This is a genomic window from Dokdonia sp. Dokd-P16, from assembly GCF_003095655.1.
Classification (GTDB): domain Bacteria; phylum Bacteroidota; class Bacteroidia; order Flavobacteriales; family Flavobacteriaceae; genus Dokdonia.
Window position 1 is genome coordinate 3316657 of sequence record NZ_CP029151.1, and the last position, 12861, is coordinate 3329517.

The window sequence follows — 12861 nt, forward strand, 5'->3', positions numbered from 1 at the left end:
AAATATCCCTCCGTATTATGAAGAAAACGTTACACGTTACTAATGGTGACAGTCTTAATGACCGCCTATTAACTATGAAAATAGATGGTGATTATGCAGTATGGAGAGAGATGCTTTGTGAGGGAAAAACAATAGTAGACCTTGCGAGTAGTGCTTTTAGAAAAACACGTGTTTCCTTTTTTAAAAACAAATACCCCGAGCAAGCGGGAGATTATGATGAGAAATTTGGTAGTCAGCTAGCAATTATTGCAGATGCTCATCATTACGAAGAAATTATATTGTGGTTTGAATATGATCTTTTTTGCCATATTAATATGCTCGCCTGTATAAGTTTTATAAAATCTCTCGGATATAAAGGAAGTGTTTATCTAGTATGCAGTGGCAGGGTCTCTGGAGAAAAGGATTTATTTGCGCTCTCTCAATTATCTGACAAGCAATTACTGATTCACTATAAAGACAAAGTACTACTCAATAATCATGACCTTTTTATTGCAGATGACTTATGGAGACTTTATTGTGGTAAAGACCCACTTAAGCTGGATCCAAAAAGAGCCAAAGATTCTAATTTTACTTATTTATCTAATTGCATAAGCGCTCATAAAGAACGTTTTCCTAGTGTAATCACCGGTCTCAATACGCTCGAAACAAATATGCTTAGACTCATAAGAAAGTATAATATTAAAACACCACATCAATTATGTGGCTATATGCTCAATTATCAAGGGTACTATGGCTACGGTGATATACAAATCAAAAAAATGATCACTCGCATGTCTCCATTTTTTACGGACACAGAAGGTCGTCTTACCCTCACAGAGAAAGCAAATAACATTCTAGACAATTCATACAATGTTTTTAAAGAAATGAAGTACCCCTGCACATTAGGAGGTGCATCAAAGTATGAATATGTTTACAACAACGATAACCATCAACTTACAAAAGCTCAATAAATGACAATAGCACCATCAGAACTTATACTTAATCCAGACGGTAGTATTTACCACCTAAATTTAAGACCAGAACACCTTGCATCTACAATAATAACTGTAGGAGATCCTGACCGTGTAGATACGGTTACAAAATATTTTGACAGTGTACGTTTTACAACGCAAAAACGCGAATTCAAAACAAGCACCGGAACTTATAAAGGAAAAGAAATCACAGTTATTTCAACTGGGATAGGTACAGATAACATCGACATTGTACTCAATGAACTTGATGCGCTAGTTAATATAAATCTAGAAACAAGAGAAATAAATGAAGAGCACACTAGTTTAGATATTGTACGTATAGGTACAAGTGGCTCTATCCAAGCAGATATTCCTGTAAACTCTTTCTTAATGAGCCGCTATGCGATAGGACTAGACGCCCTACTCCACTTTTATGATAGTAAACATGTACAGCATCCAGCAATCCAAAAAGCTTTTATAGAACACATGTCATGGGCACCAGAAAAAAGTGATCCTTATGCAGTGGCTTGCGATGAGCAACTTGCAGATAAATTTGCTTCAGATAAAATAGTCGATGGATTTACTGCTACAAATATTGGATTTTATGGGCCGCAAGGAAGAGTGTTAAGACTTAAAACGACTGACGCTACCATGAATGACAAATTAGGAACTTTTTGCTTTCGCGAAAACGTGACTAGCAAAGAACTTAAGGTTACGAATTTAGAGATGGAAACTTCTGGAATATATGGCCTCGCAAAATTACTAGGACACCGTGCCGTTTCTCTTAATTGTATTATTGCTAATAGAGCAAATATGACTTTTAGCGAGCAACCTACAGAGCAAACCGAAGCTCTTATCCAGTATACACTTGACGCGCTTACTAAAAATTAATACGCTTTAAGTCAATTTCATTTACATTAAGAGGAGCATTTATTGCTCCTCTTTTAACATAGACTTAATCCTTTCAGGGTGGTGCTTTTGTACATTTGAGTAAATACCCTGAGATGATTAAACTTACCGACGAAAATTTTAGACATAGAGATTTAAACTGGCTTAGTTTTAACGAGCGAGTACTTCAAGAAGCTGAGGATGTTGAGAATAATCCACTGTATGAGCGTCTTAAGTTTCTAGCGATATACTCTACTAATCTCGATGAGTTTTTCCGAGTACGCGTGTCACAGTTGCGCCAACTCAAAAGAGTTAAAAAAGAAATTAGAAAGCAATTATCCCTCAAACCAAATAAGATTGTAAAAGAGATAAAAGCTACGGTACATGAGCAGCAGCAACGTTTTGGTCACACTTTTAGAAAAGTGATCATCCCAGAACTTGAAAAGCATCATATTCACATCCTTACCTCAAAAACCTACACAGATAAGCATAAAATTCTTGCAGATGGCTGGTACACTTCTACCATAAGAGAACATCTTGATGTAAAAAAGGTTGACCTTGGGGATAAGAATGATATTTTTCTAGAAGATCAGTCACTATACTTTTACGTACTTTTTAAGGACACCTCAAAAGTGGGATTTGTCACTATCCCTACCCATAAAGTAGATCGTTTTGTACACCTAGTTAAAGATAATGACGAGCACTATCTTACTTTTATTGATGACATTATTCATTATAAAATGGATACTATTTTTCCTGATGAGCAAATACGTGGCATTTTTGAAGTAAAGATTTCTAGAGATGCAGAGCTATACCTAGATGATGAGCTTGACGGTATACTCGCAGATCGTATTTATGAATCCTTAAAACGACGCCACAAAGGGCAGCCTACAAGACTGCTTTATGATGCTTCTATGGATAAAGATGATGCAAAAAAATTAAGAAAGCTCTTGCGTGTAGGTAAAGTAGACATGATGCCAGGCGGTCGCTATCACAACTTCAATGACTTTTTTCAGTTTCCAGACCCTACAGAAAATCCTGAGCTACATTTTGAAAAACAACCATTAATAAAACATAATGCGCTCGAGAGAGCCACAGATTACTTTAAAGTATTAAAAGAACGTGATCATCTCGTACATTTTCCTTTTATGTCTTTTCATTATGTGGAGCGTTTTATAGAGCAAGCCTCAGAAGATAAAGATGTCACAGAAATAAAGATATCCTTGTATCGCGTTGCAAGTGAATCTCCGCTTACTTCGGCGCTTCTTAAGGCCTTAGATAACGGTAAAAAGGTGTTTATATTCATCGAAGCAAAAGCTCGCTTTGACGAAGAGAATAACATTACTTGGGGACGCACTTTTGAAGAGAAAGGAGCCACTGTTATTTATAGCTATCCGCGTATCAAAGTACATTCAAAAATATTACTTGTAAAGCGCAAAGAGGAAGGTAAAAACCGCCGATACATTTATATAGGTACTGGTAACTTTAATGCTAAGACCTCAAAAATCTATGCAGATCATGGTTTCTTTTCGGGAGATAAGAAATTGGGTAAAGAACTTAACCGTGTGTTTAAAGTACTAGAGGGAGACCTCATTGTACCTCGCAACAAACATTTACTCGTTTCTCCATTTACCACGAGACGCACTTTTGAAAAACTCATTAATGATGAAATCGATTTTGCTCAATCTGGTAAACACGCAGAGATCAAAATAAAAATGAATAGCTTTGAGGATAAGGATATGATTAAACTCCTCTATAAAGCGAGTCAAGCTGGAGTAAAAATCACAATGCTTGTGCGCGGCTTTACCGCTCTTATCCCTGGAGTAAAAGGACTGAGCGAGAATATCTATATGACTTCCATTTTAGATAGATACCTCGAGCATGGACGTATTTACTGGTTTAATCATGATGGCGATGAGCAGTTATTTATGGGAAGTGCAGACTGGATGACTAGAAATCTAGATAGACGTATTGAGGTACTTGTTCCTATCACAGACACAGATTGCCGTAAGGAGTTAAAAGAGATTTTTGACATTCAGCTATCAGATAATGTCAAGGCTCGTATTCAAAATAAAGAAGAGAATAACGCTTTCGCGAAAGCAGAAAAAGAAACACCAAAAATTAGATCACAATATGCTATTTTTGACTATCTAAAAGCGAAGCACAATTAAGCATATGACTACAGTACGAATAGGTGGAGTACCAGAACATTTTAACCTTCCTTGGCATCTAGCAATAGAGGATGAAATGTTTATTGAGCAAGGAGTACATGTACAGTGGATAGATTTCCCAGAAGGTACAGGTGCTATGAATAAAGCTTTACGTGATAACGAGATTGACCTTGCGGTTATATTAACTGGTGGAATCATTAAGGACATCGCAAATGGTAATCCGTCAAAAATTTTACAAATATTTGTTTCTTCTCCATTACAATGGGGCGTTCATGTTGCTGGCAGCAGTACATTACAGTCTATAGAAGAACTTGAGGATAAGGTATGTGCAATAAGCCGCTATGGCTCTGGATCACACGTAATGGCTCATGTACAAGCAGAACAAAGAGGATGGAATACAGATGAACTTAAGTTTAAAGTAATAAACACCTTAGATGGAGCTATTACAGCACTTACAGAAGGTACTGCAGATTATTTTATGTGGGAACACTTTACTACAAAACCTATTGTAGATAAAGGAGTCTTTAAGAGATTGGGTGATTTTCCTACGCCTTGGAGTTGCTTTGTGATTGCGGGTAGAGAAGATTTTATTGCTGAGCATTATGATGCTATTAACGTCGTACTAGAAACCATCAATACAGTTTCGGCAGATTTTAAAAATATCCCTTCTATAGATCGTACGCTGGCTAATAGATATGAGCAACAGCTAGAAGATATTCAAAAATGGCTCACGATGACCACTTGGTCTCAAGAGCAGATCACAAACAAAGAAATTGAGCGCATACAATCACGACTATCAGATTTAAAAATGATTGATAACAAGCTTGAAGCGAGTCTCTTTAAAGCAACACTATAATATTTACTACATACTCACGCAACCTTTCCCATAGATAAGCATCTATAGGGTACAAACTACATATTTTTTCTAATGACCATTTTTTTTAGTGTGATAGCAATCCTTATTGCTATCAATTTCCTCCTATTGCAATTTTCATGTAATGAAGTTACAGATCCTGAAGCAGAGGAAGAAGAAGAATAAAAATTCAACCTTTAAAGCAAAACGACGCCGAAAGCAAATTAAAATTTTCGGCGTCGTTTTTTTATGTCTTAATCTACCATTTAATAGGAGCTTGTCCTTTACTCAGTAAGATATCATTAACTGCACTAAAATGTTTGTTCCCAAACCAATATCCGCGATTTGCGCTTAGTGGTGAAGGATGCCCAGATAATAGTATAAAATGTTTTGAAGCATCTATTTTCTTTCCTTTCTTTTTGGCAAATCCTCCCCAAAGTAGGAAAATAATGTTTTCACGCTTTCGCGAAAGCGTATCTATCACCACATCTGTAAACTGCTCCCAGCCTTGTTTTTGATGTGACCCAGCCTCACCTGCTCGTACCGTAAGCGTTGCATTAAGAAGTAAAACGCCTTGTGCTGCCCATCTATCAAGATTGCCAGATATAGGTGTTTCAATCCCCATGTCTGCCGCTATTTCTTTAAAAATATTTTTAAGTGACGGTGGATGGTTAATTCCTTCTTGTACAGAAAAACATAATCCGTTAGCCTGCCCTGCTCCATGATACGGGTCTTGACCTATAATCACTACCTTAACCTTATCAAAGGGACAATGATCAAAAGCCGAAAATATCTCTTCGCCGGGTGGATAACACGTTTGTGTATGGTACTCCTGTGCTACAAAATCTGTAAGTGATTTAAAATATGGCTTATCAAATTCTTCCCTAAGTTCTTGCTTCCAGCTTGCTTCTATTTTTACGTGCATTATCCGTATTTTTGTTAAGAAGTTTGTTCTTATTATTAGACAACCCAAAGCTATAGAAAAAGAAAATAATTACAAGAGTCGTTTGTGGCTCTATTACGCTTTCGCGAAAGCGAGATCCCTATGATAAAGATCACTAATAAAACATTACAAGATTTAGAGTTTGATACTGTATGTGAGCAAGTCTCAGAGCGCTGTACTACAGACAAAGGTAAGGCAAAGGCACTAGCTATAGAGCCATACCCTACTCCTAAACAAGCAATTTTTGGGCTTCATCAAACTAATGAATATCTATCTTCTCGCACTGCAGATGCCGCGATACCTAATCATGGTTTTGACAGTCTTGATCATGAGGTGAAGTATCTTGCTATTGAAGATAGTACCTTAGAAAAAGGGAGTTTTAAAAAGCTCGCTAGTATTTCTGAGACTGTAAATATTCACCTCAAATTCTTTAAAAAATTTGAGGAGCTCTACCCTACTTTATATAATACGGTAAGAGAGACAGAATACACTACAGATATTATTGATACCATCACGCGCATTATTGATAAATACGGCGAGGTACGTGATGATGCAACTCCTACGCTTGGAACATTGCGTAGAGCAATTAACCAAACCAAAGGACGCATCAATTCTAGTTTTGCTAGCGCTTTAGGTCAATATGCCGGTTATGGATACCTAGATGATATACGAGAGACTATTGTAGATAATGTGCGCGTGCTTGCTGTTACTGCAATGCATAGACGTAAAGTCAAAGGTTCTATTATGGGAAGCTCAAAGACTGGAAGTATTACCTACATCCAGCCAGAAGCGACATTGCAGGCACAAAGAGAACTTAATAATCTCGTTTTTGAAGAAGATGAGGAGGTAAAACGCATACTCAAAGAGCTCACAAATAGCATGCGACCTTATATTCCGCTTTTTGAGGAATACCAAGAGTTACTAAGTGATATTGATCTGATTGCTGCCAAAATGAAGTACGCCGAAAAAATGAACGGCTTACTCCCTAAAATCACTACAGATCGCGAACTCACTATAAAAGATGCCTATCACCCATTATTGCTTTTAAGTAATAATGCTAAAAAAGAAAAAACCTACCCACAAGATATTCACCTAAATCAAGAAAGCCGCATTATTGTGATTTCTGGACCTAACGCCGGCGGTAAGAGTATTACGCTTAAAACCGTAGGATTACTTCAATTAATGTTGCAAAGTGGGATGCTCATACCTGTACACGAGTATTCTCGCATGTGCTTATTTGATAAAATCCTCACAGATATAGGTGATAATCAGAGTATAGAAAATCACTTGAGTACCTATAGTTATCGCCTTAAAAACATGAATTACTTCTTAAAGAAGTGCGATAAAAACACGCTTATTCTCATTGATGAATTTGGTACAGGATCAGATCCAGAGCTTGGTGGTGCCCTGGCAGAGACGTTTCTAGAAGTTTTTCACGAGCGCGAGGCTTTTGGAATTATTACCACACACTATGCAAATCTGAAGATGATGGCAAATGAAACGCCAGAGATTGTAAATGCAAATATGCTTTTTGATGCGCGCACGCTGGAGCCGCTATTTAAATTACATATGGGAGAAGCTGGTAGCTCTTTTACCTTTGAGGTAGCACAAAAAAATGGCATCCCCTACTCGCTTATTAATCGCTCAAAGAAAAAGGTAGAGCGTGGCAAAATACGTTTTGACAAGAGTATAGCAAACCTACAAAAGGAACGCAGCAAGCTATCAAAAACTACGAGTTCGCTTAAAGCGAAAGAACAACAAGCAGCAAAAGAAAAAGCACAGCTTGCCGAAATAAATGAGAAAGTACAAAGTAAGCTAGAGGCGTATCAAGAACTGTATGACAGCAATCAGCGCTTGATTTATCTAGGTACGAAGCTGGATGGAATCAGTAAAAAATTCTATCACGATAAGAAAAAACGCGACCTCATGGACGAGTTCATGAAAATCGTACAAATAGAAAATAGCAAGCGCAAAAAACAAAGTGCTAAACAAGCAAAAGCCGAAAAAGCAAAAGAGCAAGCCACAAAAAAGGAAGCCGAAAAACACGTAAAAGTAATACGCGAGAAAAAGAAAGAGGCTAAGAAAAAAGAACCCGAAGCAGTAAAACCAAAGGTGACTTTAAAAGAAGGAGATCGCGTGCGTATGTTTGATGGGAAGGCTGTTGGTGTTATTGATAATATAGAAAAAGGTAAAGCCACTGTAGATTACGGGATGTTTACTACAAATGTCTCTCTGGAGCAACTAGAACTTGTACAACGCAAGAAGAAGAATGCAAAATAAAAACATCATCCTTTTTGACGGAGTTTGCAACTTGTGCAACGGCGCCATCACTTTTATCATACAACGTGATAAAAATGATGTGTTTAGATATGCGCCTTTGCAAAGCGAAGTAGGAAAAGAACTTGCTGTAAAGCATCATATAGACCTCAATAAGGTAGACTCTATTATTTTAGTGACTGAAGACAAAGCCTTTGCAAAGTCTACGGCTGCTCTTCGTATTGCAAAACAACTCTCTGGTGGATGGCCTTTGCTTGCTGTGTTTTTAATTCTCCCGAGGTTTTTGCGTGATGCGGTTTATGACTTTATTGCCCGCAATCGTTATAAATGGTTTGGGAAAAAAGATGCCTGCATGATTCCTACTCCGGAGCTTAAGAGTAAGTTTTTAGATTATGAGCAGCCACAATAGTTCGTTCACTCATTGAGATGACCCACTCACTCAATAGTCATTTTATTTCCAATGGTGTACTTATAGATTTGACCAACTATAAAAATCACACCAATGAAAAGATTTACAATATTACTCGTCTTTTGTTTGATAGGTTACGCTTTCGCGAAAGCGTCTACAAACCCACCGCAAACTAAAAATACTAACCTATCAAAAGTAACTGTCTACTTAAGCGGCGCTCAAATAGAGCGCACTGCAGAAGTTTTGGTAACTGAGGGAACAAATAGCTTTCTATTTGATAATCTGTCCAACGATATTGATGAGAGCAGCATCCAGATCTCTGGCTTAAAAAACGCTTCTATATTATCTATTAACTTCGGAATTAACTATCTCACAGAACAACTCAATACGAAGAAAGTAGACAGTTTACGAAGTTTAAAAACTAAACTTGAGACGGATATCCTCAAACTCAACAGTCTTATGAGTGGTTTGCACAAAGAGGAGGAAGTAATTACAGCAAACCAACGATTAGGTAGCAACACCACAGAAATAGACCTAACTAAAATCAAGGAGCTATCTACTTACTACAGAAAACGTGTAACCGAAATTAAAAATGGAATCCTCGATGCTGAAATTGAAAAAACAACCTTACAACGTCGTGTAAATGATCTTACGAAGCAATTTAACGAGCTTAACATCTCAGAAGAAAAAAGTAAAGGACAAATTACTCTAAAACTCAACGGTGAGCAGAGAGAGACATTAAAACTTAAGATCACATATAATGTGAGTGAAGCAGGATGGTATCCAGAATATGACTTAAAAGCAATTGCAACAGATGCACCATTACAATTATCTTACAAAGCCCATTTGTATCAAAAAACAGGAATAGACTGGGATGATGTAAATCTGGTATTATCAACAGGAGATCCTAACACTAATAATCTTAAGCCAACTATTGATACAAAGTACTTACGTTTTGTAAATCGAAATTATCGTAATAATAGTACAACGACTCGCGCATACAATTATAAATACAACCCAACCATTAAAACCATCACAGGAATAGTTACTGAAGATAATGGACCGTTACCTGGCGCAAATGTTATAGTAAAAGGAACAACAAACGGAACGCAAACAGACTTTGATGGAAAATACACACTTCAAGTAAATGAAGGAGAAACGCTAGCGTTTTCCTTTGTAGGCTTTAAAACTAAGGAAATTCCTATTCACGCTAGTATTATCAATGCAAACTTAGAAACAGATAATGCGCTGGACGAAGTCGTAATTACTGCTTATGGTACATCCAGATCTCAAAAAAGTCTATCATATGCAGTTACCACTGTAGAATCTGAAGATATTAGTAGTACTTTACAGGGAAAAGCTGCAGGAGTGCAAATACGCGGGGCAAGTAGTATCACAACGGCTACAGGTGATCAAAAAACAGAAGGAATTACAACAACCACATTTGAAATCAATAAAAAATACTCAATTGAGTCTGATGGAGATGTGACCGTAATAGAAATTGATAAGTTTGAAGTACCAGCAACCTATGAATACTTTGTCGCTCCTGCTATAAATGAGAATGTATTTCTTACAGCTTCTATAAAAGACTGGGTGCGTTATAGTTTACTTCCTGGAGAGGCAAATATTTATTTTGAAGGTAGCTTTTCTGGTAAAACCTATATCAATCCGCTAGAGACTACGGAGGAATTATCTGTGTCACTCGGAGTTGATCCTAATATTATTGTGAAGCGCAAACAGCTAGATAATTTCAAGTCTACTTCTTTTATTGGTTCGCAACGTATTGTCGACATGGCGTACTCAACAACAGTGAAGAATAATAAAAGTACAGGTATCAATCTAAAGATGGTAGATCGTGTTCCTGTATCACAAAACAAGGAAATCAAAGTAGATGATATTGAAACTTCAGATGCTTCTTATGATAAGGATACAGGTTTACTAGAATGGACTATAAACCTTGCACCATCAGATAGCTCTAAAAAGGAATTCAGATACGAACTAAAATATCCTAAACATAAGAGAGTAAATCTTTAGTAATTATAAAAATACGTGTCTATCAAATATAATAGGCTGCTAAATGTATAATTCATTTCACCTTTTCGCGAAAGCGTAAACACCTATAAACACTACACGTAACAAGGTTATTCTATTTCTGGCACGCTGATTGCGAACTAACTAACAAGCGCATACCGAAAGACGGTAACGTATCAACCCTAATACTTTTATATTATGAAAAAGCTATTAATCGCAGTATTGTTTCTAGGAGGAATGACTGCACAAGCAAACACAGTGACAGATCTCGATCACACTACAGAAAGAGGGCCACGTTACAATGTACCACAGTCTATCACATTTACAGAAGGTGGTGTTGAATTTGAAGTTTTTATAAGTGGACAGTTTGATTTTGCTCGTTCTGGAGAACGTTTTCAAATTCGCAATCAAGGTCGCAGAGGATATGCTCAAAGTGCACCAGGTACAACTTACGGAGTGAGTTTTCCATACAGAGGTAACAGCTTTGTAAAATATGATTGTCGCGGAGACATCTATCAAGTAGGCCGTAATGTGATAAACTATAACCGAAAAGGAAAAGTAAATCAAATAGGCACGGTAGCACTTCGTTATGAAAATGGCAAACTAGCTCGTGTAGGCGACATGCACGTTATTTATAACAGAAGCGGCCGTATTGTAAAGCTTTCAAGATTTGCACGCGGAAACAACGCACTTTATAAAGCAAATAAAATAAAAGTAAATACTAAAAATAATAAGCGTCTCAGAGGTTAGAAATAATTCCGAAGATGACTAAACGATAACTTTGGTTGGTTTTTTAAAGCCTCGGTCTGTTTCATTACAGGCTGGGGTTTTTCTATGTAATGAATTAGCTTCTTTTTCTAACGATGTTGAGTACTTTATCCATAGCAACGTTAATGTCGTGGGATAACTTTAGAACATAAGAAATCGCAAGGTAACTTAATGCAATAATGGAACCTTTCAAGGCTATAGCTATTATAGGATGTATACCAAAATCCCAAAAATAACATAGACAAAACACACCTATAATTAGCCCAAAAGTCTTGAGCGAATTCTTTGAAAATGGCTGCATTTTAAATTTAGATTGTACCACAAAAAGTTTAGCAACCGAGTATCCTACTGTGGCAATAAGCGTTGCCACTCCAGCACCATTAATCCCTAATACTGGGATTAAAATCATATTTAATATAATTGCTACAATCACGGCAACCACACCTATTACTAGCACGATGCGATAATAATCACTATTAAAAATGATTGCATTGTTGATCCCAAGGCAGTTATCTAATAGTTTTGAAGCGCTTATAAATAGTACCACATACAAGCCAGTAGCATACTCTGGACCTACAATTAAGTACAAGCTTTTAATGTTACAAACGATAAGGAGAAATAACAAACCAGAAATTACCAGCAAACTCAGGCTACTCTTTTTATATAGCACATTCATATCACTCCACTGCTTTTTATTAAGCATCTCTGCCACCATAGGATACGTAATCTGGTGCATCGCTCTAGAAGGCACACCAATAACCGTAGCGATGTAAATAGCAACAGCATAATAAGCTACATTTTCTATCGCCACATATTTACCTATCATAAACTTGTCTATGTCAATAAGTAAGGTCGCCACAGAACCCGCAATTATGATAAGCGTGGAGTATTTTATAATAGCGATGCGCTGTCTATCAAGTTTTGAAGTGGTATTCGCACGCTTTCGCGAAAATGTGATTACCGGCCTACGTTGCTTGAAGGCATACACCATCATGATGATCATTCTAACTATATAAATTACGACTGTTAGAATTATAAAGGTATCTACATCAATTGCAGATATTGCTAGTAAAATAAGTAGCAGTGTAACCCCTAAGCGATGAAAAACCTCTTTTAAGAAATTACCAAATGTACTTTTGAGCTGCACCTTAGACCATGAAAAGAAAATTTCAAAATACGCCGAAGACAACGCTATTATGAAGATATACCAAACATAACCAGCTACTATCTCATTTTTTGACGAAAGGAAATCTGCTATTTGTTGATGTAAAAAATAAGTGATTCCAGTAAGAGGAATTATTAGGACCAATGGCAATAACAACATCCAACTCAAAAAACGATCTTGATCTTCTCCCTCAAAAGATGAGTAAAACTTGACTATCGTGTTTTGAACCCCAAAAGCCAGAAAAGGCACTAAAATAAAAGCTGTAGAAAGAATAAAGCTCACTAGACCATAATAGGTGTCGCTCATGAAATTCACGTACAGAAACAACGTGTTTACCGCTCCTAGTCCAAAGCCTAAGTAAGTCGTGATAAGATTCTGAAAAGATTGTTTTAATACGATTCCCACA

At 36.9% G+C, this 12861-nt stretch carries 10 protein-coding genes; 8 read left to right on the plus strand and 2 right to left on the minus strand.

Annotated features, from left to right (window positions below; genetic code table 11):
* The first annotated feature begins 17 nt into the window (after positions 1-17).
* The 4 genes from DCS32_RS14750 to DCS32_RS14765 all read left to right on the plus strand — a co-directional run bounded on the left by DCS32_RS14750 (position 18) and on the right by DCS32_RS14765 (position 4865).
* Positions 18-950: a DUF1835 domain-containing protein gene (locus DCS32_RS14750; RefSeq protein ID WP_108878973.1), complete on the plus strand. Its 933-nt coding sequence runs from the start codon at positions 18-20 to the stop codon at positions 948-950.
* Positions 951-1841 (plus strand): nucleoside phosphorylase, encoded by an 891-nt coding sequence (locus tag DCS32_RS14755; RefSeq protein ID WP_108878974.1) that lies wholly within the window; start codon positions 951-953, stop codon positions 1839-1841.
* Positions 1842-1954: 113 nt separating this feature from the next.
* Positions 1955-4009, plus strand: a complete 2055-nt coding sequence (ppk1, locus tag DCS32_RS14760) for a polyphosphate kinase 1 (RefSeq protein WP_108878975.1) — start codon at positions 1955-1957, stop codon at positions 4007-4009.
* 4 nt (positions 4010-4013) lie between these two features.
* Entirely contained in the window at positions 4014-4865 is an 852-nt protein-coding gene (locus tag DCS32_RS14765) for a substrate-binding domain-containing protein (RefSeq protein ID WP_108878976.1), read from the plus strand.
* Positions 4866-5121: 256 nt separating this feature from the next.
* Here DCS32_RS14765 and ung read toward each other — a convergent pair whose 3' ends face one another.
* Positions 5122-5787 carry a uracil-DNA glycosylase gene (gene ung / locus DCS32_RS14770; protein WP_108878977.1) on the minus strand — a complete coding sequence of 222 codons (666 nt, stop codon included), beginning with the start codon at positions 5785-5787 and terminating at the stop codon, positions 5122-5124.
* A gap of 120 nt (positions 5788-5907) precedes the next feature.
* On the opposite strand from ung, the gene DCS32_RS14775 reads away from it, so the two are divergent.
* The 4 genes from DCS32_RS14775 (at position 5908) to DCS32_RS14790 (ending at position 11272) form a co-directional block, all read left to right on the plus strand.
* Complete coding sequence (locus DCS32_RS14775) at positions 5908-8085, plus strand: endonuclease MutS2 (RefSeq protein ID WP_108878978.1); 2178 nt, start codon at positions 5908-5910, stop codon at positions 8083-8085.
* Positions 8075-8491: a thiol-disulfide oxidoreductase DCC family protein gene (locus DCS32_RS14780; RefSeq protein WP_108878979.1), complete on the plus strand. Its 417-nt coding sequence runs from the start codon at positions 8075-8077 to the stop codon at positions 8489-8491. The genes DCS32_RS14775 and DCS32_RS14780 overlap by 11 nt, the downstream gene beginning before the upstream one ends.
* Before the next feature lie 93 nt (positions 8492-8584).
* Positions 8585-10525 carry a DUF4139 domain-containing protein gene (locus tag DCS32_RS14785; RefSeq protein ID WP_108878980.1) on the plus strand — a complete coding sequence of 647 codons (1941 nt, stop codon included), beginning with the start codon at positions 8585-8587 and terminating at the stop codon, positions 10523-10525.
* A 195-nt stretch (positions 10526-10720) separates the two neighbouring features.
* Positions 10721-11272, plus strand: a complete 552-nt coding sequence (locus DCS32_RS14790; RefSeq protein WP_108878981.1) for a hypothetical protein — start codon at positions 10721-10723, stop codon at positions 11270-11272.
* 94 nt (positions 11273-11366) lie between these two features.
* Here the strand turns inward: DCS32_RS14790 and DCS32_RS14795 are convergent, their stop codons facing one another.
* On the minus strand, positions 11367-12860 hold the full coding sequence (locus DCS32_RS14795) for a polysaccharide biosynthesis C-terminal domain-containing protein (protein WP_108878982.1): 1494 nt from the start codon (positions 12858-12860) through the stop codon (positions 11367-11369).
* Between the last annotated feature and the right edge of the window lies 1 nt (position 12861).